21 protein-coding genes and 1 tRNA gene are annotated in these 24,041 nt (G+C 54.0%); 12 read left to right on the top strand and 10 right to left on the bottom strand.

Features of this window, described 5'->3' with window-relative positions:
• The first annotated feature begins 9 nt into the window (after positions 1–9).
• Positions 10–3,063, top strand: a complete 3,054-nt coding sequence (locus ERD78_RS04430) for an efflux RND transporter permease subunit (protein WP_129968019.1) — start codon at positions 10–12, stop codon at positions 3,061–3,063.
• Between the two features lie 48 nt (positions 3,064–3,111).
• Positions 3,112–3,861: a DNA polymerase III subunit epsilon gene (gene dnaQ / locus ERD78_RS04425; protein ID WP_129968018.1), complete on the top strand. Its 750-nt coding sequence runs from the start codon at positions 3,112–3,114 to the stop codon at positions 3,859–3,861.
• A gap of 190 nt (positions 3,862–4,051) precedes the next feature.
• Here dnaQ and ERD78_RS04420 read toward each other — a convergent pair whose 3' ends face one another.
• Entirely contained in the window at positions 4,052–5,038 is a 987-nt protein-coding gene (locus ERD78_RS04420) for a Bug family tripartite tricarboxylate transporter substrate binding protein (RefSeq protein ID WP_129968017.1), read from the bottom strand.
• 181 nt (positions 5,039–5,219) lie between these two features.
• On the bottom strand, positions 5,220–6,122 hold the full coding sequence (locus ERD78_RS04415) for a LysR family transcriptional regulator (RefSeq protein ID WP_129968016.1): 903 nt from the start codon (positions 6,120–6,122) through the stop codon (positions 5,220–5,222).
• A gap of 93 nt (positions 6,123–6,215) precedes the next feature.
• Between ERD78_RS04415 and ERD78_RS04410 the strand changes: the two genes are divergently transcribed.
• Together ERD78_RS04410 and ERD78_RS04405 are read left to right on the top strand one after the other, a co-directional pair.
• Entirely contained in the window at positions 6,216–7,106 is an 891-nt protein-coding gene (locus tag ERD78_RS04410) for a TauD/TfdA dioxygenase family protein (protein WP_129968015.1), read from the top strand.
• Positions 7,107–7,644: 538 nt separating this feature from the next.
• Positions 7,645–7,719, top strand: a tRNA-Val gene (locus ERD78_RS04405).
• Positions 7,720–7,969: 250 nt separating this feature from the next.
• On the opposite strand, the gene ERD78_RS04395 is transcribed toward ERD78_RS04405, so the two are convergent.
• Positions 7,970–8,542 (bottom strand): DJ-1/PfpI family protein, encoded by a 573-nt coding sequence (locus tag ERD78_RS04395; protein ID WP_129968014.1) that lies wholly within the window; start codon positions 8,540–8,542, stop codon positions 7,970–7,972.
• Here ERD78_RS04395 and ERD78_RS04390 point away from each other — a divergent pair.
• Positions 8,494–9,474 (top strand): GlxA family transcriptional regulator, encoded by a 981-nt coding sequence (locus tag ERD78_RS04390; RefSeq protein WP_129968013.1) that lies wholly within the window; start codon positions 8,494–8,496, stop codon positions 9,472–9,474. The two genes, ERD78_RS04395 and ERD78_RS04390, sit on opposite strands and share 49 nt — an antisense overlap.
• 72 nt (positions 9,475–9,546) lie before the next feature.
• On the opposite strand, the gene ERD78_RS04385 is transcribed toward ERD78_RS04390, so the two are convergent.
• Positions 9,547–9,990: a nucleoside deaminase gene (locus tag ERD78_RS04385; protein ID WP_129968012.1), complete on the bottom strand. Its 444-nt coding sequence runs from the start codon at positions 9,988–9,990 to the stop codon at positions 9,547–9,549.
• A gap of 366 nt (positions 9,991–10,356) precedes the next feature.
• Here ERD78_RS04385 and ERD78_RS04380 point away from each other — a divergent pair, with 366 nt between their 5' ends.
• Entirely contained in the window at positions 10,357–11,325 is a 969-nt protein-coding gene (locus ERD78_RS04380; protein WP_167668840.1) for a tripartite tricarboxylate transporter substrate binding protein, read from the top strand.
• A 77-nt stretch (positions 11,326–11,402) separates the two neighbouring features.
• On the opposite strand, the gene ERD78_RS04375 is transcribed toward ERD78_RS04380, so the two are convergent.
• From ERD78_RS04375 to ERD78_RS04365, 3 genes are read right to left on the bottom strand one after another with little or no spacing between them, the layout of a single operon-like run.
• The gene (locus ERD78_RS04375; protein ID WP_129968010.1) at positions 11,403–12,626 is read right to left on the bottom strand and encodes an aconitase X catalytic domain-containing protein; all 1,224 of its coding nucleotides are present in this window, start codon (positions 12,624–12,626) and stop codon (positions 11,403–11,405) included.
• Positions 12,623–13,027 (bottom strand): aconitase X swivel domain-containing protein, encoded by a 405-nt coding sequence (locus ERD78_RS04370; RefSeq protein WP_129968009.1) that lies wholly within the window; start codon positions 13,025–13,027, stop codon positions 12,623–12,625. Before ERD78_RS04370 ends, ERD78_RS04375 begins: the two co-directional genes overlap by 4 nt.
• Positions 13,024–14,034: a Bug family tripartite tricarboxylate transporter substrate binding protein gene (locus ERD78_RS04365; RefSeq protein WP_167668839.1), complete on the bottom strand. Its 1,011-nt coding sequence runs from the start codon at positions 14,032–14,034 to the stop codon at positions 13,024–13,026. Before ERD78_RS04365 ends, ERD78_RS04370 begins: the two co-directional genes overlap by 4 nt.
• A gap of 265 nt (positions 14,035–14,299) precedes the next feature.
• On the opposite strand from ERD78_RS04365, the gene ERD78_RS04360 reads away from it, so the two are divergent.
• The 6 genes from ERD78_RS04360 to ERD78_RS04335 all read left to right on the top strand — a co-directional run bounded on the left by ERD78_RS04360 (position 14,300) and on the right by ERD78_RS04335 (position 20,738).
• Complete coding sequence (locus ERD78_RS04360) at positions 14,300–15,457, top strand: acyl-CoA dehydrogenase family protein (protein WP_167668838.1); 1,158 nt, start codon at positions 14,300–14,302, stop codon at positions 15,455–15,457.
• A gap of 2 nt (positions 15,458–15,459) precedes the next feature.
• Entirely contained in the window at positions 15,460–17,058 is a 1,599-nt protein-coding gene (locus ERD78_RS04355; protein WP_129968006.1) for a rhodanese-like domain-containing protein, read from the top strand.
• Positions 17,059–17,171: 113 nt separating this feature from the next.
• The gene (locus ERD78_RS04350) at positions 17,172–18,338 is read left to right on the top strand and encodes an acyl-CoA dehydrogenase family protein (RefSeq protein WP_129968005.1); all 1,167 of its coding nucleotides are present in this window, start codon (positions 17,172–17,174) and stop codon (positions 18,336–18,338) included.
• Between the two features lie 20 nt (positions 18,339–18,358).
• Entirely contained in the window at positions 18,359–18,835 is a 477-nt protein-coding gene (locus tag ERD78_RS04345) for a flavin reductase family protein (protein ID WP_129968004.1), read from the top strand.
• A gap of 17 nt (positions 18,836–18,852) precedes the next feature.
• Positions 18,853–20,253: a phenylacetate--CoA ligase family protein gene (locus ERD78_RS04340; protein WP_129968003.1), complete on the top strand. Its 1,401-nt coding sequence runs from the start codon at positions 18,853–18,855 to the stop codon at positions 20,251–20,253.
• Positions 20,250–20,738 (top strand): flavin reductase family protein, encoded by a 489-nt coding sequence (locus tag ERD78_RS04335; protein WP_129968002.1) that lies wholly within the window; start codon positions 20,250–20,252, stop codon positions 20,736–20,738. Before ERD78_RS04340 ends, ERD78_RS04335 begins: the two co-directional genes overlap by 4 nt.
• A 56-nt stretch (positions 20,739–20,794) precedes the next feature.
• Here the strand turns inward: ERD78_RS04335 and ERD78_RS04330 are convergent, their stop codons facing one another.
• Genes ERD78_RS04330 through ERD78_RS04320 form a run of 3 tightly spaced genes read right to left on the bottom strand, consistent with a single transcriptional unit; the run spans position 20,795 to position 23,993 of the window.
• Positions 20,795–21,559 carry an SDR family NAD(P)-dependent oxidoreductase gene (locus ERD78_RS04330; protein ID WP_180029186.1) on the bottom strand — a complete coding sequence of 255 codons (765 nt, stop codon included), beginning with the start codon at positions 21,557–21,559 and terminating at the stop codon, positions 20,795–20,797.
• A gap of 16 nt (positions 21,560–21,575) precedes the next feature.
• Positions 21,576–22,976 carry an MmgE/PrpD family protein gene (locus ERD78_RS04325; RefSeq protein WP_129968000.1) on the bottom strand — a complete coding sequence of 467 codons (1,401 nt, stop codon included), beginning with the start codon at positions 22,974–22,976 and terminating at the stop codon, positions 21,576–21,578.
• Between the two features lie 21 nt (positions 22,977–22,997).
• Positions 22,998–23,993, bottom strand: a complete 996-nt coding sequence (locus tag ERD78_RS04320; protein ID WP_129967999.1) for a Bug family tripartite tricarboxylate transporter substrate binding protein — start codon at positions 23,991–23,993, stop codon at positions 22,998–23,000.
• Between the last annotated feature and the right edge of the window lie 48 nt (positions 23,994–24,041).

Here is a 24,041-nt window from a genome sequence, read left to right as displayed (position 1 = left end):
GATCAAGGCATGGTGCTCTCGGAAATCTGTATTAAGCGCCCCGTATTTGCGACGGTGCTTTCCCTGGTCATCGTGCTGATCGGCCTCATTTCGTATTCCCGCCTGACCGTGCGCGAGTATCCCGCAATCGACGAGCCGGTCGTCTCGGTGCGAACAGAGTACAAGGGCGCATCGCCTGAGGTTGTGGAGTCCCAGGTTACGAAGCCGCTCGAGGACCAGCTCTCGGCCATTGAGGGCGTGGACGTCATGACCTCGCGCAGCCGTTCCGAGATCAGCTATATCAATATCAAATTCAACCTGAGCCGAGATCCCGACGCTGCGGCTGCGGATGTCCGCGACAAGGTTTCCCGCGCTCGCCGCTACCTGCCCGATGAAGTGGACGAACCCGTCATCAGCAAGGTTGAGGCCGATTCGACGCCCATCATATTCATTGGCGTGGAGATGGGCAGCTACAACCCCATCCAGGCCTCGGATTATGTAAACCGCTATATCAAGACGCGACTGTCGGTGCTGCCGGGCGCGGCTGAGGTGCGGGTCTATGGTGAGCGCCTGCCTTCGATGCGTATATATGTGGACAGATCGAGGCTTGCCGCCTATGGCCTGACCGTGCAGGATGTAGAGGCGGCGTTGAGTGCGCAGAACGTGCTGATACCGGCGGGGCGCATCGAATCGCGCCAGCGCGAGTTCACGGTGATGTCTTCAACCGACCTGCAGACGGTGGCGCAGTTTCGCGACATCATCGTGGCCAACGTCAAGGGCTATCCGGTTCGCATGAGCGATGTCGCCGACGTTCAGATCGGCGCCGCCGAGGATCGCGTTCTGGCGCGCTTCAACGGCAAGTCCAGCCTGACCATTGGCATCACAAAGCAATCCACCGCCAATCCGCTTGACCTGTCGAGGGCGGCGGTGAGTGAAATTGCGGAGATAAATCAGAACCTGCCCACGGGCATGCATCTGGACATGATCTACGACACGTCGGTGTTTATACACGAATCGATCAATTCGGTGTATGAGACTGTGTTTGAGGCCATCATGCTGGTGGTGCTGGTGATCATGTTCTTCCTGCGCAGCGTACGTGCCAGCATTATTCCCATTGTTACCATACCCGTGTCCCTCATTGGGGGATTCGGCGTGATGTACTTTCTCGGGTTCTCGATCAATACGCTTACGCTGTTGGCCATGGTGCTTGCCATAGGCCTGGTGGTGGACGATGCCATTGTGATGCTGGAGAACATCTATCGTCACATCGAGGAGGGCAAGTCGCGGCTTGAGGCAGCCTTCCTGGGCGCCAAGGAGATCGGGTTCGCCGTCATTGCCATGACGTTGACGCTAATCACCGTCTATGCGCCTTTGGCCTTTGCCACCGGGCGCACCGGCCGGCTGTTCATCGAATTCGCCCTCACGCTTGCCGGCACGGTGTTGGTGTCTGGTTTCATGGCGCTGACTCTCACGCCCATGATGTGCTCGACCTTGCTTCGCCATCAGGTGAAGCATGGCTGGCTGTACACAGTGATCGAGCGCATGCTGGTGGGGTTGGGGCACCGCTATCGCAACGGACTCAAGCGAGCATTGCGGCATAGGGTTCTAGTGCTGCTGGTGGGGCTGGTGGTGGCACTGGGCAGCGGGGTGCTGTTCAAGGTGGTAAAGAGCGAGCTGTCACCCCTGGAGGATCGTGGCGTCATCTACGGCATGCTCAGCGGACCCGAAGGCTCGACCATCAACTACATGCTGCACAGCATGGAAAAGGTGGAGCATATTTACCGAGGCATTCCCGAGGCCTCGGGGTATCAATCCATCATAGGATATCCGACCGTGACCGACGGGATCGCGATTCTGCGGCTCAAGCCTTGGGATCAGCGCACCCGCACGCAAATGGAGATTTCGCAGACCCTGCGTCCGTTGTTCAATAGAGAGCTGCCCGGTGTCCGCGCATTCCCCACCAACCCGCCGTCATTGGGGCAGCGGTCCACCTCCAAGCCTGTCAACTACATGATTCTGAGCCAGGCGCCTTATCCGGAGCTGGACCGCATGGTGACGAAATTCGTGAACAAGCTCAAGGATTATCCCGGCCTGCAGAACATTGACACCGACCTACGGCTGAATACGCCGGAGCTTCAGGTGCATATGTTGCGCGACAAGCTGTCGGACTCGGGCATTCAGGTGGATACTGTGGGCCGTACGCTGGAGTCCATGCTCGGAGGGCGGCAGGTCACCCGTTACCGCGATAGTGGCGAACAGTACGACGTAATCGTACAGGTCAAGAAAAAGGACAGGGCCGACCCAGCGGATATATCGGATATCTTTGTGCGCGCATCCGATGGGAGCATGGTGCAGTTATCCAATTTTGTCACCATTAACGAGGGCGTATCGCCCCAGTCGCTGAACCACTTCAACCGCCTTCGGGCCGTCAAGGTCGAGGCTGCGGTGGCACCTGGCTACGCCCTGGGCGAAGTGCTGGACCACATGGACCAAGTTGCGCGTGAAGTACTGCCTCCCACAGTGCAGACAGATTTGGATGGCCAGTCGCGCGAATTCCGCCAATCGTCCGGCGGCATTTACTTGGCCTTTGGCATGGCCATCGCCTTTATCTATCTGGTACTGGCGGCGCAGTTCGAAAGCTGGCGCAATCCCTTTATCATCATGCTGTCGGTGCCGCTGTCCATGACAGGCGCCTTGCTGGCGCTGTATCTTTCAGGCGGGACGCTGTCCATATACAGCCAGATCGGCTTGATTACCCTGGTTGGGCTTATAACCAAGCATGGCATCCTGATATGCGAGTTTTCCAATCAGTTGCGGGCCGACGGCATGGAGATGTTCGAGGCAGTCGAGCGCGCCTGCGAGTTGCGGCTTCGCCCCATTTTGATGACGACGGGTGCGATGATATTGGGCGTGCTGCCTTTGGCCTTTGCGATGGGGGCGGGCGCTGAATCGCGCCGCCAGATCGGCTGGGTGCTGGTGGGAGGCTTGAGCCTGGGCACGCTGCTGACTTTGTTCGTGGTACCCGTCGCGTATACACTGGTTGCTGGCAAGGTGGCGCCTCGGGCCAGCACCACGACCACCTGAGCACGCACACGGGCACCTGATTTTCTTCAGTTTTTATAGATTCGAGACGTGAATACTACAGCGAACGCGGGCACGCGATGCATCGTACTGGATACGGAAACCACGGGCCTGGATCCAACCCAAGGTCATCGCGTGGTCGAACTCGCCTGCGTCGAGATCGAAAACCGCGCCATCACGGGGCGCCATCTGCACTTGTATCTGAATCCCGACCGGGACAGCGATCCCGAGGCGTTGGCCGTTCACGGGCTGACCACGGAATTTCTGTCCAATCATCCGCACTTTGAAGAGGTCGCGCACCAATTGTTGGACTTCGTCAAGGACGCGGAAGTCATCATTCACAACGCCGCGTTTGATACGCGCTTTCTCACTGCGGAGCTTGCCCGTTGTGGGTTGCCGGCTTTCGATACCTTGTGCGCCAAAGTGACAGACTCGCTGCTGCATGCCCGTGAAATGCATCCAGGCAAGCGCAACTCGCTGGATGCGCTCTGTGAGCGCTATGGCATTTCGAATGCACACCGCACGCTGCACGGCGCCTTGCTCGACTCGGAACTGCTCGCCGACGTCTGGCTGGCGATGACGCGAGGGCAGGATGCCCTGCTCATGGATTTTGCCGAGGAAGGCGGGCCGGGCGGGCCCGGGCTGACGGTAGGCAAAGTGGATACATCAACGCTTAGGGTGATTCACGCGACTGACGAGGATCTCGCTGCACATGCGGCGTATCTTGATGCGCTGGACAAGGCATCCGGCAAGCCTTGCGTCTGGCGGGAGATCTCGCCAGACGAAGCGAAAGCAGGCTGATGGAGCCCTCGTAGCTCCAGGCATTGCAGGTTTTTTTTATTGTGGCAGCATGGGCAAAAGAAATGGTTAAATGCACTGCCCTATGCAGTAAGGATAATATTATCTTAGAGGGTTCTTTAGTCAGCTATAAGTATTGATTAAAAATAGCTGTACAAAAGCCGGATCTCAGAAATGAATTGCGTCATTACTATTACTCGACCGAGATATTCGCTTCCTTTATTATTTGCTTATATTTCTCCGTTTCGCTCTTGATGAACGATTTCAGCTCATTGGCAGAGCTTCCCACAGGAGTCAGATACGCTGCCGTGACAGTCTTTATCATTTCAGGGTCTGACATGGCTGTGGCCACGGCAGCACTCAATTTGTCCCGTATCACAGCATCTACGCCTGCAGGCCCGAATAGAGCAAAGAAGCTCTCCAAACTTACATCAGAAAGCCCTTGCTCGCTGAACGTCGGCACTTGGGGCAACAGAGTGGAGCGCTCTTCCGCACTGATCGCCAAGACTCGAACTTTTTTATCTTTAATAAGAGGCACCACTCCTCCCGCCGAGGCGATCAACATTGACAAACGGCCACCCAGTAAGTCAGTTACGCCAGGACCCGTCCCTACATAAGGAATATGCAACAGATCCACATGAGCCTGCCGAGCGAGTCGCAAGCCAATCATGTGCTGTGTCTGGCCAACCCCTGGAGTACCGTATGTCACTTCTCCAGGATGTGCCTTCGCACTTTCGAGCAACTCTGCCAATGACTGAGCCGCAGAGTCTTGCTTGACAATGAGAAATGAGGGTGATTTTGCTATCAGACTAATGGCTGTAAAGTCGTTAATCGGATCGTAGGGCATCTTCTTGCGCAAGAATGGACCGATAGCGTGGGTTGCAGGGGTCCCTACCATCATGGTGTAACCATCGGCAGGCGCAGCCTTAACGAACTTAGTTCCTATGAGGCCTGCGGCTCCGGCCTTATTTTCGACTATCACAGATTGACCTAGTATCACGGATAGCTTGTCCGCAAGTAGGCGGCCTAAAAAATCAGTTGCGCCAGCCGGTGGCCCGGGAACTATGATTGTCACAGGGCGAGATGGGTATGCATCTTCTGCCGAGTATGTCGGGCTAACGCTCAACGTCAGCCCTAGAAAAGCACATGAGGTTAATAGGCGCCACACTCGCTTCAACATACGAAGCCCTCCAAAGAATAATGCCCTTTCGTCATGATGTCTCCTCGTTGAAGCAATCGCTCGTACTGCAAACACTGGCAGCTTTATTTCGGCCGATTATAGGGATCGCAAGCCAGTAAGGTCTAATCCGATTTTTCAATAGACTTATTCTCTTAAAGCATAGGTGCTGTCGTAGATAACCTTATCGACGCATTGCCTTTGCTTTCGCGCGACACATGTCAACAAACGCATCTGCAATGTGATCATCGGACCGGCTGCGCTGTGTCGTTGCACAAATAATTCGATACGGCCTTGACGAAAATCGGAATGGTCGGCATATCAGGCCGGCCATATTGAATGATCTAACCGTTGACTCTGCAAAGATGCCTATACCGAGCCCAGCCCGGACTAACCCCATCATCGTTCCTACGTTTTCCACCTCAAAGGCTGGCCGGAACACCAGCCCCTGACGGCGATACTCTTGATCAATAAGCTGACGCACATTACTCGCCCCTTTTCGGGATATGTGGTCACATGTGTAGACGTCGTTCCAGGAAACGGTTTTTTGTCGAGCAATCGGATGAGCGTTGGTACAAAGGACAACTAGCGGATCGCGAAGCACGTCTTGTTGAACCAGATCATCCATCTCGTCGGCCTTCGCTGTCAGCGCGAGGTCGACCGCTCCCGAACGCACGAGCTCGATACAGGTTTCGGCGAGTACATCGTGAATGTGCAATCTGACGCCCGGATACTGGATAGAAAACCGCACGATCACATCGGGCAGAAAGCTTGCCGCAAATGATGGTGCTACGGCCAAATTCAAAATTCTATGTTTGCCTGATGCGAAATCTCTAATTCGCGCCAGGCCGTTTTCAGCGTTCTCTATTAGCTCTGTTGCGATGTTAAAAAATTCGACCCCAGCTGCTGATAACGCAACGGTACGCGTGTCTCGGTCAAACAGTCGCGCACCTATCACTTCCTCTAAACGGCGGATATTTGCGCTTAGAGCAGGTTGAGATAAGTGCACGAGTCCAGCCGCACGACTGAAGTTCAAAGTTCGAGCGACTGCAAGAAACGCCTCGACCTGCTTGAAGGTAATATTCATATTAAAAACAAATAAGTATATAGAAAAATAGAAATTCCTTAACTAAATTAATTTGGATAAAGTCTGCTTCAACACTCGCCCAAGGAGAAAGCCATGAGCGCTTACCCAAATCAGAATAATCTCTCCATTTCAATCGTCCCTTCCGGCCAAGCCTTGGGAGCAGACGTGCTTGGTTTCGACCTGAGGCATCGCCCCACTCAGGATGAACTTACCTTTCTCACCGAAGCGTGGGCTGCACACTTGGTATTGCGTATCCGCAATCAGCAAGGCCTCGACTTAAACGACTTGATCAGGTTTTCGAAATTTTTCGGCGAGCTAGACAAGCGACCCATATCAGCCGCCGGCCACAGCAGAAGCTCGCTTGATCATTTGCCGCCTGAGGTTACCGTAATCTCCAACATAACGGTAGCGGGTAAATCGATTGGCGCCTTGGGTTCGTATGAGGCAGTGTGGCACTCTGACATGACATACAAAGATACTCCACCCAAGGGGAGTTGCTTGTACTCAGTAGAGGTGCCTCAATCAGGAGGTGACACGTCGTTCGTCAATATGTACCAAGCCTATGATGAGCTAAACAGTGATCTCAAACGACGCCTGGAGCCGCTACGGTGTGTCCACGATGCAAGTCGCAATAGTGCAGGCCAGCTTCGAGACGGCTTTACCGAGGTAGATGACCCACGAAAGACGGTTGGGGCAATTCACCCCGTTGTTCGAACGCATCCCGTCACGGGTCGAAAATGTCTGTTCTTGGGGCGCCGGCGCAATGCCTACATCATTGGTTTTGAACTGGAAGAAAGCGAGGCGCTACTCGATGAGCTATGGGCGCACTGCACGCAATCACACTTATGCTGGACGCAATCATGGCAACTTGGTGACTTGGTACTTTGGGATAATCGCTGCACGATGCATAAACGCGATTCTTTCGATCCGGCCAGCAGGCGCTTGATGTATCGGACTCAGATCAAAGGCGAGGCCGTGAAGTAAATTATGAGTCTCGATAGTTCTTGCAAACTATTTTTGGAGTACCTGCCGCTATTGTCGCCGATGCTAGCATCGCTTTGGGTTGGCCACTACACGCGTTAAGACGATATCGCTTTGGCTGGAGAACGGCCAGAGAAACAGCGACGAAGTTGACCCTTGTTCTTGGCCTTCTCGTTGCTGGATTGAGAGGGTAAGGCCTTGTTAACGATGCTCCAAGGCCCATTCAATAGGTTGTCTGTGTCAGCAGTATTGAAATACCGATACCTATAAAATTAGTTTTCAGAGTAGGTACGTCTTTGATATCCTCTGCCTGAGCCACTCAGGCTTGTGCCGCATGCTTATCGTGAAAGGTTTTGCTGGCATTGGGGCTACCCTGCGTCCACACTCTGGCTAGGAGTTTTCCATTTATCACTTGGATGGCAGCTATTCAAGACACTTCTTAGAGTGCATCTTCGTCCTCCCACTGGCTCAAAGCTTGTGATAAACTAGCTGCCTTCCCTTTGCCGCTGCGCTTTCCCTGAAAGCCCTCCGCGCATCCAAGGGGCGGTTAGCTCAGTGGTAGAGCACTGCCTTCACACGGCAGGGGTCACTGGTTCGAACCCAGTACCGCCCACCAATTTATGCCTTATTTTGTGCCGTCCAGTCTAACAAGCATCGCAAGGGCTTTATCGCGATCAGCGCTGGCTGCTAGCGTCTTGAAGTGCATTTCTACGTCGAATGCCGCGATGGCCTGCGCTCCACAGGCAATGACCAGTTCAATAAGATGTATATCGCCCTTCGAGCGGATGATGCACGCAAAAAAGGGGCTGTAATTTCGGCGTATATTTTTGGCCACTTTCTGCTTAACGGCACGGCAACCCAGAAGCTTACGCGATTCCCAGACGTTTTCCCGCACGTTCGGCAGCAGCTCTGGCTTCTGAGTCCATCCATTTCCGGCGACCTTTCTGGATCGCTGTACGTTCCGGGCCAGCTTCGGCAGGTGTTCCATTCTTAAATGGCGGGGCCGGCGCATACTCAATGATCAGTTGGATGCGACGAGCAAGTTCTTCATCTACCATTTCTGCAACCAGAGCAAGGCCGAAATCGATGCCGGCGGTTACACCGCCACCGGTCAGCCGATTACGGTCTCTCACAACCCGTTCATCGATGTGGCGTGCACCCATGAGTGGCAATAAATCGGCGACTGGCCAATATGCGGTTGCGTCATAGCCGTCAAGCAACCCCGCTGCACCTAATACGAGCCCGCCCGTACATACGCTCGTGACCCATTTAGACCGCGATCCGCGATCCGCTAGAAACGCTAAAACCTCAGGATCGTTCATGCACGCGACGGTTCCCACGGACCCGCCAGGAACAAACAAAACATCCAGATCTTGAGGGCATTCGTCGAATGTATGGCTGGCAACCAAAGGAATGCCAATATCGTTGGATACCGGCACACAGTCTTAAACTCTTCGTATTTCCGGGGCATCAGATCCTTGACCTGGCTGGTCCTTTAGCCGCCTTCGACGCCGTAAGGAAGATTACCGAGCGGCAGTTCTATTCACTGGACGTTTTATCTCATGCAGGCGGGATGGTGCTCAGCAATGCCGGCGTTCCGGTGGGGACGCAATCCGCAGATGAGGCGGTTCCAGATACCTTAATAGTGGTTGGGGGCGATTTATCCTCAATGATGAGGCCGGCTGAGATTAGTTCGATTACCACTCTAGCAGCGAGAACGACAAGGATTGCCAGCGTTTGTACCGGTGCCTTCCTGCTCGCCGAGACGGGGCTGCTTGATGGACGGCGTGCCACCACACATTGGCGCGCGGCGCAAAGGCTTCAACGACGCTATCCCGCAGTCAATGTCGAAGTGGACCGGATCTTTGTTGTTGACGGCCACATCTGGACTTCGGCCGGGATTACAGCGGGCATAGACCTGGCTCTCGCGCTGATCGAGGCCGACCTCGGTGTGGAGATGGCGCAAGAGGTGGCGCGGCATCTCGTCGTGTACCATCGTCGCCCCGGTGGCCAGTCCCAGTTCTCATCCATTTCTCAGATGAAGCCTCAGTCGGACCGAGTACGCGTGGCATTAACTTTTGCACGTAGTCATCTGCATGAACCCTTGCCTATTGAGCGTCTTGCCGATGCGGCACACCTGAGTGTCCGGCAGTTTGGCCGATTATTCCAGAAGGAGACGGGAGAGACGCCAGCTAAAGCGGTCGCGCGCTTGCGTGTCGAGGTTGCCCGAACGCGCCTTCAAAACAGTTCTGAGCCTATCGAGCACGTTGCGCGAGCTGTCGGGTTTACAGATCCCGAAAGAATGCGGCGCGCTTTCGTCAATCTGTATGGATTGCCTCCACAGGCCATGCGGCGGGTGAATAATCAATAGCAAGCTGAAGGCGCGTGGGGCTGACGCCGCTCGTCACGATGCAAGCTCTTGAGTAAATCGTCGTGGGGTGCGTCAATCCTCGACGCCGATATCTTCGTTCCACAACGCTGGTTTCTCGGCAATGAACTGTTGCATGAGTTTGATGCAGCTAGCATCCTGCAATACGTGTAGTTCCACGCCTTGATCGCGCAAAAGCGTTTCGCTGCCCATAAAGGTCTGGTTCTCGCCGATGATAACCTTGCGAATGCCGTAAAGCAGTATGGCGCCAGTGCACATTGGGCAGGGCGACAGGGTGGTGTAGAGAACGGATTCACGATATATGGCTGCAGGCAGTCGGCCGGCATTTTCCAGAGCATCCATCTCTCCATGAAGGATAGCGCTGCCTTGCTGCACGCGCCGATTATGGCCCCGCCCCAGGATGCGCCCTTGATGGACCAACACTGATCCAATGGGAATACCGCCCTCTTGCAGCCCCAGGCGGGCTTCTTTAATGGCTGCCAGCATGAATTCGTCCATAGTCGCCTCTGGTCGTGGATTGTTTCTGTGATTTTCGTGTGGCTGTATCGCGTATCAAGATGGTTGGATAGCTACACGACTTTCTCTGCCGTGCGGTAAAAACGTTCGGGCCCAAAGCGCCAGTAGCATGCCGCATGGGAATACGGTTATAGCTCCGTCGTACCTCCTTGTTCCTCATACTTGACATCTGTTCCTAACCTCCTTATCTCCAGATCTCCTGATTATCAAAAGGTTTCGCATAGCGATTCATATGCTCGGGCTCGCCCTGCAACGGCCTTAGGATTTCAGCTTGGCATGGTGGCAAATGCTCAATATGCCATACAGGTGGACGTTGATTCGATCAACTATATGGGGACGGAGACACATATGAAATCACTAGCACTTATGAAGGGCATATTATGCTTTACGATAGCTCTGTTTTGCACGAATGCTTACTCGGAAATTTATCCCGACAGGGCAATTAGACTGATTGTGGCATTTTCTCCGGGAGGCACTTCCGACACTATTGCACGTTTGCTGGCAGAGCGCATGGCCAAGAAACTAGGGCAACCTGTAGTGGTGGAGAATCACACGGGCGCCAATGGTATTGTAGGAACGCAAGATGCACGCGCTGCACCGGCTGACGGTTATACGATTCTCCTCGTTCCGTCAGGGCACGCGATCAACAGTACCCTTAACCCTGCAGCAAATTACGATCCGATCGAAGATTTCACGATGATCAGTTTGATAGGCACCGTTCCCATGGTCGTTACGGCCAATCCGAACCTGGGTGCCAAGAACATTGCGGAGCTGATCGAGAAGGCCAAACATTCTTCTGAGAAGATAGATTATGGATCGGGCGGAATCGGTTCTTCCAACGAGCTGGCTACCGAACTGTTTGCAACCATGACGGGCATCAAGACACTGAATCATATTCCATACCGTGGCGATGCGCCGGGTATTGCCGACTTGTTGGGAGATCATATCTCCTTCATTTTTCTGAATGTTCCCGCAGCCCTGCCGCTGGTCAAGGATGGCAAGCTGAACGCATTGGGAATTACTAGTGCGAAACGATCGCCACTGCTGCCGGACTTGCCGACAATCGATGAAACCGTCCCCGGCTACGTGGCAGGTTCATGGCACATTGTCATTGGCCCGCGAGGCATTCCTCAAGATAGGGCGGCGCTTTTAAGCAAGACGATTGCAGATATTGTTCACTCGCCTGATTTTTCGAAGAAATTGGCGAGCATGGGGATAGATGGAGTGGGAAGTACGCCGGAAGCATTGCAGGAATTTCTGCGGGCTGAAATCGAAAAATGGAAAAAAGTTATTCATGACGCGCACATAACAATGTGAGTAATACCTGCGGTGCTTGTGTTCTTCAGTACCGCAGAAAAATTATTCTGTTATGGCTACGCATTCCAAGATTCTTACTATTTAGTAGCCGCGAGCACGCAATCGGCCGTGCTGGCCAGAGCAGCCCTGAAGCCTCGACTGGACATCAAGTGCGCCATTTTTGCTGAATTGGTCAGCACGCGAGCACTGCGAGGGTGCTGATAAATTGAGACATAGATGCATGTGTCACTGGTTACCGTGATGCCGGCTTTTATTAAGCCATGCCAAACGCCCATGCGGCTAGCTTCTGCTCGTATGAGGGAATTGGTGTGAATAAAGAATGCCTTGTTAGGGGAGATTGATTTTCCTTTCATCAAGGTGAAAATCTCTTGCAGTTGATTCAACGTGGCATGAGGACAGCCGATAATAACGATATCGCCCGTTGCCGCCTCTTTGCATTGATTGGTGATCTGCCGCTGCTGTTCCAGGTCTGCGGCGGTAACATCAATGATTGGAGGTGATTTAGCATGAGCATAGGGCCGGCCCACATTGAGCGCGGCGTCGACTGTGGGCGCTTCGGGGGAAATGCCCACCATGTGCAGAATGGCGAGGGGAGAATAGGTTGAAAACGCTGCACACAGTCCATACAGGTTTTCGAATGCGGTTTCTGGTCGTAACCCCACGATTGCGGGTATATTTTCCGCGCACTGGCGCGCCACCCAGGCGCCTAGAAGATGAAAATGATGCAGGTCGGCCAGTTCTGCTTTAACCCGCACAACCAGCCGCGCTCTTCGCTCTGAAACGAGATGCATGCCATAGTTGGGAGTCACGCCTGTCAGTGCTGAGGCCAATGCGGTGACGCCCTCTCTATTGGTGCGGGCGCCGAGTACACCATTTACGTAAGGGGCGCAGGCGGACTCACTCCATGCTAATGACTCCCCAAAACGAGGAACATATCCTTGCGAGAATGGGTTGCAGGAGCAGTTGGCATCGGCACCCATGCATACCAAGGCACTGAGCGCACGTTCCTGCATCTCGATGTTCCGGTTGTCCACATTGGTGTCCTGGCGTCGTTCGGCGGACAGAACGTTGGTTGTTGTCGGAACGCAAACCTGAGCGCCATTTGCAGCAAGGCGCTCCAACCAGTGCACGCCAGCAGGCCCCAGAGAGGAGTACGACAATCCGACATGTGCGGAGCGGATGGGTATGAAGTCCTGCGCATGCATTGCCTGTCCCACTCTATGGAGCAGCTGCATCATTCTCTGAGCAGTCGGACCGGCCCCTCCCTCCAGCATGGCCCGTTGTGCGGCAGTCAGTTTCATAGTCGCATAATGACGCCTGTTGCTCCGTTAATGTGCAGCAGGCTGCCGTCAGGAATAGAAAGAATATCCTCCTGCCTGATTTCACCTATTAGCGGTATTTTTGCCAAGATGGCACCGGCGACCAGTATTGTGTCCGGCTTGCCAATAACAATCGCCTCTGGGGACGTACCTTGCTCCGCGAGATTCATTAATATATATGATCCACTACTACTGCCTTTACCTTGTGGAAATACAAGCACTTTTCCTTTTACAGGCACGCCATCCAGAGGATGGCCTGGCTCGTGCAGGATACCGGTCAGGACATCGATACGAGCAACGCTCACAGCTTCATTACAGATCAGCGCCTTGCCTTGAGCTACCCCATCTGCCAAGCCGACCCCCTGAAGAGTAGTGCGGCTCATTCTATTTTCAGGCCCGTCTTCTCAACAGTCGCCGCCCATCGGGAAACTTCCGTATCCAGAAATTCCTGGGTTTCCTTTTGGCTGCGCCATGCTGGGTTGGCGCCAATTGAGGCCAGCTTTTTCTTTGTCTCGGGATCACTCATCATCGTCTGAATTTTCTTATTCAGAACAGTCACGATTTCCTGCGGTGTTCCTTCCGGCGCAACGAGCACGAACCAGGGGGCGGCCAACAGATTGCTCATGCCAAGTTCTTTGAATGAGGGCACATCCGGCAATGCTGTGTTGCGCTCCGGCGTTGATACAGCAAACGCCTGTAGCTTGTGTGCGCGGATCTGCTCAATGACGGCGGGCATATTGTCAAAGTCAATGTCGATATGGTTTCCCATTAAATCGAGTACAGTGGGGCCACTCCCTTTATAGGGAATGAGATTCAAGTTGACGCCAGCGTCGATCTCGAACTGGGCAGTCAGCAGGTGGTGCATGGAGCCGACGGCCGGAAGGCCCGCACGTACCGCTCCAGGATTCTTCTTGGCGTATTCAATCAAGCCAGCTATGTCGTGGGCGGGAAACTTGGGGCTCGCAGCCACGACCACAGTCACATCAATAAGCGTTGCGATCGGAACGAAATCCTTCTTCACGTCATACTTGATTCTGTCCTTGTACAGGGATAGCGATGTGGCCATCGGCCCCGATGAGACAGCGAGCAGGGTATAGCCGTCTGGCGCAGCTCTGGCCACGAATTCCGTCCCGATAATACCTCCCGCTCCACCCAGGTTCTCCACAACGAAAGGCTGGCCCAGTTCCGTTTCCAGGTACTTGGCAACCAGCCTGCCCACGATGTCATTCGTTCCACCGGGGGGAAAGGGAACGACGATTTTGACGGGCTTGGTTGGATAGGCCGATCCGCCCATTGGGGAAGCTGCGCTCGCTGTGCTGCAAACCAGCGCGCTGGCCAGCCCGACCACGGTAGCCAAAATGGCCCTCGACAATCTGATGGGTAATTGCATGCTGCCTCCTTCCACTTTCGGATATGTAGGTTTGTTTTCAGTGGCTTTACAACATTGCGGAAAGTATGGGCTTGATGAGATATGCGGTGCGAATTTGTTTTGCATGTCGAAACAATAAACGCATTCACCTATGAGGCTGAATTATGCTGCATTCGCACCAGTAAAGATTGTGCGGCTGCGATCAGGGGTTATGGATCATTCCGTGCACAGGCGGTGGGCATGTCAGCCCAGATATGGCGCTGAATTCACAGCGAGAGGAAATATCATGGCATTGGATTTCAGTTTTTCGGCACAGCAGGATGAGTTTCGAAAGTTCGTTGCCGATTTCGCGCAACGCGAGATAAAGCCCTATGTCCGGGAATGGGACGAGAAGGCAATCATGCCCAGGCATGCAATCAAAAAAATGGGTGAAGCGGGGCTGCTCGGGATTATTGCTCCAAAGGAGTTGGGTGGAAGCCAAGCTGATTATATTCAGCTGGGTATCGCTATTGAGGAAATAGGACGCGTTGACACGAGTTGCGCAATGATCTGCTCCATACAGAATACATTGCCCAATCTGGTGCCCGGCTGGGGGGATGATATCCGGCGCGAGGTCATCAAAGGAAACCAGCTGGTCAGCATCGCCACCTCGGAAGCGGATGCGGGATCGGATGTGTCAAACATGGAAACAAGAGCTGAGGTTGACGGAAACGAGTTCGTGATAAACGGGCGCAAGATCCACGTTAGCTTGATGCCTGGCGCCACTTTCATGGGCGTGACTGCCAAGGTCAGGCAAGAAGACGGTAAGGAGCGCATCAGCTTTCTGAGAGTACCGGCGGATCTGCCCGGCATATCATCGGAAGAAATGCCTGAGATGGGAACACGGTCGCACCAGCTTGGTGTTGTGAACTTTGACAACGTGCGTATTCCGATTGGAGATGTGCTGGGCGGAAAAGGGGAGGGAAAGGCCACCTTGTATGCTCGCTGGAATGTGAGCCGTTGCCTAAGTGCATTGAATGCACTGGGGACTGCGCAGCAGGTTCTGGATGACACCATCGATTATGTGAAGAAGAAAAAGGTGTATGGCCAGCCCATAGGCCTGTTCCAGGCCATCAGCTTTCCGCTTATCGAGCATTACACCCGAATAGAAAGCTGCCGCTTGATGGCATACAAGGGGTTGTGGATGAACACGCGTAATGAGAATGCGGCACGTGAGGCAGGCATGGCCAAATGGAGCGGCATCACCTCGTCTGTGCAGGCCGTTTACGATTGTCTGCAGATGCATGGTGCCGCCGGATACCTGAAGGACCTTGACATAGAACGCCGTTATCGCGATGTGATCGCGCTTACATTCACGGGCGGAACTATCAACGTGATGAAAATTACGGTCATTCGAGAACTGCTAGGTAAAGAGTTCATGGGTATTAGTGGAGCGCAAGGATAGCCATGACGAGCATCATTTCCTTTCCAGCGTTTGACAGGCTGCGCGAGAGTGATACGGAGTGGGCCTTGTTCGATGTGCGTGAGCTGGCTGAAGCCAACTCAGGACATATTCTCGGCGCGTGTTTCCTTCCACGACGGATGTTGGAACTTCGTATCGGAGAATTGGTGCCTGATACTCGAACTTTTGTCGTTCTTTATGACGATGGCACCAGCAGGCGGGCGGAGTTGGCAGCTGATGCATTGCATCGAGTGGGCTATGAAAACGTCCATGTTCTTGAAGGTGGCCTTGTTGCGTGGTTGAGCAAAGGTAGGGAAGTTACCTCCGGATCCAATGTGGCTGGAAAGATTTTCGGAGAGTACGTACATGAGACCCTGCGTGTGCCGCAAGTATCTGCCGAGACATTGAAAACATGGTTGGATGAAGGCAGGGATTGCATAATCTGTGATATACGCACGCCCGTCGAGTATGCGGACAAGCGCATTCCTAATGCACGTGGCGCGTTTGGTGTGGATCTGGTGTCGGTGGCTCATGATCTGAAGGAGGCTCGATTGCCCATTGTGGTGCATTGCGCCGGACGAACTCGGGGCATTATTGCTTGTCAGGGTCTAAGAGAGCTTGGCCTCGACAATGTGTACGCACTCGAAAACGGTACGATGGGCTGGCAGCTGGCGGGATTCAGACTAGAACGTGGCTCGCCGCAGGGAATTTTATCTCCTACACCCGAAAGTGTGCAGGTTGGAAGGCAATCAGCCATGGCCTTGGCTCGGTCGGCGGGCGTTACCGAAATCGAACCGGATGAACTCGCTGGGCTGATCAAGGAGCGAGATGCACGTGCCAGAAACATCTATGTCTACGATGTGCGACAGGTAGATCAGTACGAGACTGCACATATCCGCGGCGCGCAGGTGCTTCCGGGAGGCCTGGCCATGCAGCGGATAGATGACTATATGCCGGCACGGCGTGCAATCCTGATATTCGTAGACGATGATACCGGGCGCGCATTTCTGACAGCATTCTGGTTTCGCAAGCTGGGATGGCAGGATGTTCGGGTTTTGAGGGGCGGCCTGCAGGTATGGAAGGAAGCCGGATATCCGATAGGGTCGGGGCGTGATCGGTCGACGCCTCTCGGCCTGCGTCAAGCCAGGGAGAACTCGGTACATGTGAGTGCGGATGCGTTGCAGAGCATGAAACCCGAGCCCCTGATTGTGCATGTGGATACCAGCAAGTCCTATGAGACGGCCAGGGTCCCGGGCGCAATCTGGATTCCCTATGGCTGGCTTGAATACCATCTCGGCCAGTATCTTACAGCGTTGGATACGCCCGTCATTCTGACCTGCCGAACGGGCGTTCATTCTGTCTATGCAGCTGCAAATCTGAGGCGCCTGGGATATTCATCTGTGCGTGTACTTGAAGGTGGGATCAATACATGGAAACAAAAATTCACTGTTGACTCCGGATGGCCGGATGGCTTTGTTCGCACGCCAGATGTAGTCGTCCCACCTTATGACTCGAGCCTTGAAGAAATGGCTAGATATCTCGAATGGGAGCAGCGCCTAAGTGAGGACTTATCCGCGGATGCATTTCTTTCTTGGTCAACATAGCGAAATACTGGATCGAGTTTCACTATCTTGATCGATATTGGGTCGGGGATTGATAGGATGATTGCGTGTGTAGCCATTGCATCATATCCAACTTACGGAACGGCAGGAACCATATGAATTTCGAACTCACTAAACAACAAAGGCAAGTTTACGAAACGGTAGGGGAGCTAAGCAGAACAGTGTTCAAACCGAACGCTGCCAGATATGACGCTGAAGCGAGTACTCCCAGCGAGAACATGCGCGCCTTCTTTGATGCAGGGTTGAATGGGATTACCATTTCTGAACGAATGGGTGGAATGGGAAGCGGCACAGCGGGTGAGGATCCTCTACTTTATTTGCTGGCAGTGGAACAGACGGCACGTGGCGATTTGTCCACGGCGCAGTGTTTTCATATCCATTGTCATGGAGCGCATTACGTGGACCAGGTCGGCACCGATGAGCAGCGCGAGCGCGTATTGAAGCCAGTGCTCGAACGGGGCAGCCTTCTTAACGCGACCGGGAGCGAGCCTGGCCGTACATCCCGTGGCGCCTACAACCTTATTACCGCAGCGCAGCCCGCCGAGAATGGCTACATACTCAATGGTATGAAAAACTACGCCACCCTGGGCGCTGACGTGGACTACAACCTAATATTCGCCGGTGTGGCGGGCATGCCGGGCAACGAGGGACACCTTGGCGTTCTGGTTCCGCAGAATGCAAAGGGATTCTCCGTCGTCGAAGGTTCGTGGAATCCGATTGGCATGAGAGGAGCGCACAGCCCATCCCTGAAGCTGGACAACTGTTTTGTCGATAACAGCAATGTTTTAGGCGACTTAGGACTGTACCCACGCGAGCGTTGGCAGGCGCGATTTCACTTGAGCTTTGCTGCCCAGTACCTGGGAGGGGCGGAGGCAATTTTTGACTTGCTTCGCGAGTACCTGCCAAAGCGCGGTACGGCCAGTGATTCATATACACAGCTGCGCATGGGCGAGATCCGAGTGGGGACGGATTCAGTGAGATGGCTCATTTACCGTGCTGCCTGGATGTGGAAGAACAGTGATCGCGAGGCGGCAGAGCTATTTTCCATGTGTGCGAAGCACCGGGCTATTGAAAACGCAGTGATTACCATGGATAAAGGCGCGCAGATCATCGGATCGAGCGCATTCTGGGCTGATTCCCCCATGTCCCGCCTGTTCCGCGATTTGCGTATTCACACGCTGCACGAGAACTTGGACAAGACGGCCGCTACATTGGGTAAGTTTCATCTGGGTGAGCCATACGACACTACTGCTCGCCTGTAACTTTCCGAGCCGGGTTTCATATGAGCTCAAGTTCAAGAGAATTTCGGAATGCGCTGGGGCGGTACCCGACCGGTGTTGCCATCATCAGCGCGCGCGGAGAGGATGGCAAGCTGGTGGGCTTGACCGCAAACTCGGTTACACCCGTTGGCTCTGACCCAGTTCGCCTCGCTTGGAGCCTGGGCGTTGAATCGAGAACGCGCGCGGTGTTTGAGGAGGCAAGCTATTTCTCTGTCAACGTGCTTGCCAGTAATCAGATTTCGGTGGCTAGGCAGTTTGCATCGTCGTTGGCTGATCGCTACGAAGGTATTGACTATGTCGCAGCAGGATCACAGAGCCTGCCAAAAATCCATGGAGCTATCGCCTGGTACGTTTGCCGGCGAACCGATACTACCGAAGTCGGTGACCATGTCATGTTTATTGGTGACGTAGTCGAGAGCGAACTGGCGGATGGTGCGCCATTGCTCTATTTTGCTGGGCGATTTGCCCAGTTTCATTGAGTAGGTGAAGGCGATATATGTTTGATCATGATTATTCCTTGCCAACTGAGTCTTCCTCATCATGGCCGCCTGAGATCATGGAAAGTCTCGGCGACATTAATCGTCCCTTCTGGAATATGGGACGGGAAACCATGCCGCCGGAACAAATCCGGATGCTGCAGACATTCAAGCTGCGGCAGCAGATCGCTTACCTTGCCAGCCATTCCGAATTTTACAAGGAAAGGTTCCAGTCGGCTGGGTTCAGCCTGAGTTCCTACCATTCCATAGAAGACATTAGATGCGTGCCGTTCACCACAAAGGCGGAGTTGCGTGATAGTCAGGAGACATATCCGCCGTTTGGCCTGCATCAGGCAGCATTGATGGAGCAGATTGTTCGTATAACGGCCACTTCCGGCACGACAGGTAAGTCCGTGTTTCAAGGGTATACGGCTCACGATACGCTCAGGCGCTCGGAAAGTCTGGCTCGAGCGCTGTGGGGATTTGGCGTTCGCCCCGGCGACAGGGTTGTCAATGGTTTTGCCTTGAGTATGTTCAACGCGGGTATTCCGTTGTGCGCAGCGGTGGAAAGACTGGGAGCGGTAAACATCCCGGCCGGAGCGGAGCGGCGCGTGGAAGGGATGCTTATACTGATGCAGCAGTTGAAGGCAACAGTGTGGGTGGGCACACCGTCGTTTGCGGCAGCTTTGGCGGAACGTTGCCAGGATGTTTTGGGAATCCCGTCCCAGGAGCTCGGGCTTCGTATTATCTGTGGTGGTGGCGAGTCTGGCTTTGAGCAACCTGCCTTCCAGAAACGCATGGAAGAGGCATGGGGCACGCCCTATGTATACGACTTTGCCTCAACATCGGATGCGCATCCAAACTCGTTCGCCCACTGCAGGCTTCGCGATGGCAAGCATCAGCTCACGCCTGACCTTGCACTTATCGAACTGATCGATCCGGACACAGGCAACGTAATGGAGATGAGTGACGGCGCCCAGGGCGAGTATGTATTTACGCATCTGGATAGGCAGGCATGCCCCTTGTTCAGATACCGAACCGGCGACATCATCAAAGTTCGTACATCGGAATGTGCCTGTGGGCGTACTGGTTTTCGTATGGATATAGTCGGGCGCAGCGACGACATGCTGATCGTCAGAGGAGTCAATGTGTTTCCCTCGGCGGTGCAGTCCATCATCGGAAGATTTGCACCTCGGGTAAGCGGCGTGATGCAGATCGTGCTTCCAAGGCCGGGGCCGGCAGTCATTCCTCCCTTGCAGGTCAGGGTAGAGGCATCGGATGCGAATGCGGAACTGAAAGCGAAGATCGAACAGGCGTTACGCCAAGAGCTGACAGTAAGCGCCAATATAGAGTTCGCCTCCGTCGGGGCACTTGGCCGCACCGAGAAAAAATCGAGGCTTGTTGTATTGGAGAAGTCATGAACAGCACCTTATTGCCATTGCGCGCTCAATCGCCTCAGCATCGCTTAGCGGGTGGGTTGGTGCTTGTCGGATATGAGGACCATGAATTGGGGCCGCAATTTGTGATGGCCAGCGCGTTCAACTCGCTTTCCCTGACACCCAAACTGGTCATGTGGTGTGCGGCTCAAGGCATTGATGGCCGGCCTAGAATACCGATCGGTGCACATTGTGGCCTGAGTGTGATGGCGGCGGATCATCGCGACCTTTGGGCCCAGTGCGCGAAAGATTGCAATGCAGATCGTTTTCAGTGGACGAGAGGGCCCTCACTTGAGGTTCCTTTAGTCGAAAACGCGGCCGCCAACTTTGAGGTGATCGTGACTCAGCAGATAGTTCAAGGCAGCCATGTGCTTTGTATAGGCGAAGTACAATCGTTTGATTACTCAGAGACCTGCGAGGGTCTGCTGAGCTACCAAGATGATCTTCGCATACCCTTGACGTGCGAGTAAATCGGGACGGCCATACAATCGTCACCCCAGTGAATGAGAACAGGCGGAGGCATTCTTCATACACAGACGGTACTACCCCCATCCACCGGAATTACGGTTCCTGTCAGGTGCTTGGATCTGTCTGACAGCAGCCACAACACGGCGTCCGCGATATCCAGGGGCTGGCCGATGTCGCGTGTGAGAACAGGCCTAGCTCCTGTGGCACTTTCGTTTTTTTCATGGCTTGATTTTATGGTCGAAAACCGTTTTGATTCTATCGGACCGGGCGCCACGCAATTCACGCGTATGTTGTCGTTGTAATAGCGATCAGCCAAACCCTTGGTCAGGAGGTTAACCGCCGCGTTGGCGCAACCTCCAGGCAGATGGGTGGGAAGGGGCTGGCGTGCGCTTCGTCCCGAAATATTGATGATGCTGCCCCCGCCTTGCTCAATCATATGTGGGATGACGGCACGGCACGTTCGAACGTAAGCCATGAGCTTGCTGTCCAGTATGTCGCGCCAGGCCTCGTCGTCGAGATCCAGGAAGTCCGCAAATAGTGAGATGGATGTCGAATTGACCAGAGCGTCGATGCGGCCATGCCTGAGTACAATTTCATCCGCGACGGCTCTGATTGTTGCTTCTTGTTTTATGTCCACGGGAATTATGCTGATCTCGCCGATGGGCTGGATGTCGGTTTGCAATGCAGAGAGTTTGTCCTCTGATCTACTCGAAGCCACCGGAGAGGCACCGGCTGCGGCCAATTGACGGCATATTTCTGCGCCTAAGGCCCCAGTTGCTCCCGATACCCAGACTACTTTGCCTTCCAGCGCTGTGCATGGCATGGTTCTCTCCTGGAGATTAAAGTTCTGTGAAGAAGTCCGCCATATTGCCGACTGCCTCAATGTTATCGATCTTTTCGACAAGGCCATCTATCTGGGCTTTACTGAGCGGGCTGAAGCCCTGTCGAAAGCAGTCGTCGGCCTTACTCTCCAGCACGCTTCGACTGATCGTAGCGCAGGTTGAGCCAGGGAAAGAATCTATGCGTTCGCTGACTGCTCTACCGGAGCGAAGGCCAAACGTCAATGTTGCAGGAGCCAGTTCGCCGTGATTATTTGGATCAATCTTTATTTTGACCCGGCGGGTGATGTCTCGTATGCGCGGATCCAGCACTCTTTTCGGGTCGAGATCCTCAAGTTTGAATTGCCCGCGCAGAAGCGCGCACGCCACGGCATATTTGGCATTGAATTGAGCCATGACCTGCGGGTCTTTGGCATTCTGATCGAACTCACCGCCTATCATCCGATTCATGAATTCCGATATGTCGACTTGTGCAGATGCTACATCATCAGCTTTGATATTGTGCTTCTTCATCAGAGAAAGCGTGGCCTCGATCACCGCATGAGAGCATCCGCAACATGGATATTTCTTAATATGGATTGCACAGTTCTCGTAGCGTAAGCCGAGCTGACGCAGCACAGTGTCGGGGTCGCATTCCTGATATAAATTGGAAAGCCCAAATTTTCCTTCAAACGGCATAGTGGGCCCCGTTATGCCTGACTTGGCCAGCATCGCGGAGAAGAGGCCGTTGCGAGCGGCAAAGGCGGCCATGAAACGTTTCGCTAAGCTCTTCTCAAGCATAGCCTGTTGGGTGCCTCCAGTTTGAAACAATGCAATACCCAACGCATGCGTAATTTCGGCTTGGTTGCATCCAAGCAACTTTGCGCTGGCAGCGGCAGTGCCAAATATGCCGAAGACCGAAGTAAAGAACCATCCATTGTGGCCCTGAGCAGAAACGCCCAGGCGGCAATTCAAGTCATCGGCCAGCACAATGGCTGTCAAAAGTGCCTTGCCGCCAAGTTGATGCTGTTGGGACACTGCGACAAGAGCTGGCAGTGTCATGATTGATGAATGCATGACGGCGTCGAGATGCAACGCGTCAAAATCTAGTGCGGCCGCTGAAGCGCTATTTATGAACGCTGCATCCAGAACTGGCGCATGCGCAGGCCTGCCCCATATCCGACATGGAGGGGCACAGTTCGCCACGCTATAGCCCTGAGCGCTCGCCAATGCGTGATACGCCGAATCAATACCGACAGCCTCGGCTCCAGCCCATGCCGTGGACACTGTGTCAAGGATAAGTGACTTGGCCGCGGAGATTGCTTCTGGTGGCAGCATTTCGTATTGAGTACGATCAACATGATGCGCGAGCAAGGAAGACAGGCCGGCATCGGCGTGGCTAGGCGAGCAGGTGGAGGACATGAAAATAGGGCTCCCGCGGTATTACCTGATGGTTATATGTGCATCCTTCGCCACTTTTTCCCATTGCTTCATTTCGGTAGAGATGAAGGATTTGAATTCAGCAGGCGTCGTTCCTTTCGGATTCAGCATTTGCTCCATAAGCTGCTGCTTGATCTGTGGCGCAGATAGCACATCGATGATTACGGAACTCAACGTATTGGTTACCTCGGCGGGTGTGCCGGCAGGCGCGACCAGACCGTACCAGGATCCTATTCTGAAATCTTCCAGGCCCGACTCCTCCAAAGTAGGCACGTCGGGGGCGATGGATAGCCGGTGTGCTCCACCAGATGCGATAACTTTGAGCCTACCCTGCTTTACATAATTTAGTGCACCTGGCACGGTATCGAACATAGCTGAAATATTCCCAGCCATCAGGTCGATTAAGGCTGGTGCGCTGCCTTTATAAACGGCAATGGGGCTTTCCATGCCGGTACGTAGCTTGAGCAATGCAGCGGACAGGTGAGACACCGATCCCAGGGCATTGGCCGCAAGTGTGATCTTTTCCGGATGAGTCTTGGCTGCGTCGACCAAATCCTGAACTGTGTCTACGCCGAGTGAAGGGTTCACCAGCAGAAACATATCCACCGTTGCGACCAGCGACACAGGCGCAAGGTCATTCAGCGTGTCGAAAGGCATTTTTTTCATGACCGCCGGATTGATGGCAAGCCCCGAATAGGCCATTCCCAATGTATAGCCGTCAGGTGCAGCTCCCACAACCGCATTGAGTGCCAGGTTGCCGCCTGCTCCCGGACGATTCTCTACGGCAACAGGCTGATTCAGCCTTTTTTCGAGCTCATGCGCCACCAAGCGCGCGACAATATCTGTTGTCCCGCCCGGAGAAGCGCCCACAAGCATGCGTATTGGTCTTGAAGGGTAATCTTGCGCACAGGCTGGTTCCGAAATTATGGCCATTGCGGCCATAATGATGGCATAGCAGAGCCGAAGCCCCTTATTTTTGGTATCTTGTGCAAACGTCATTTTTCACTCCGCTTTTACGGATGCCGATTGCCGGATTCTATGTACGGA

The sequence above is a fragment of the Allopusillimonas soli genome, from assembly GCF_004153445.1.
Taxonomy (GTDB): domain Bacteria; phylum Pseudomonadota; class Gammaproteobacteria; order Burkholderiales; family Burkholderiaceae_B; genus Allopusillimonas; species Allopusillimonas soli.
The sequence above is the reverse complement of the archived record's forward strand: the minus strand, read 5'-3'. Positions and strand labels throughout refer to the sequence as shown.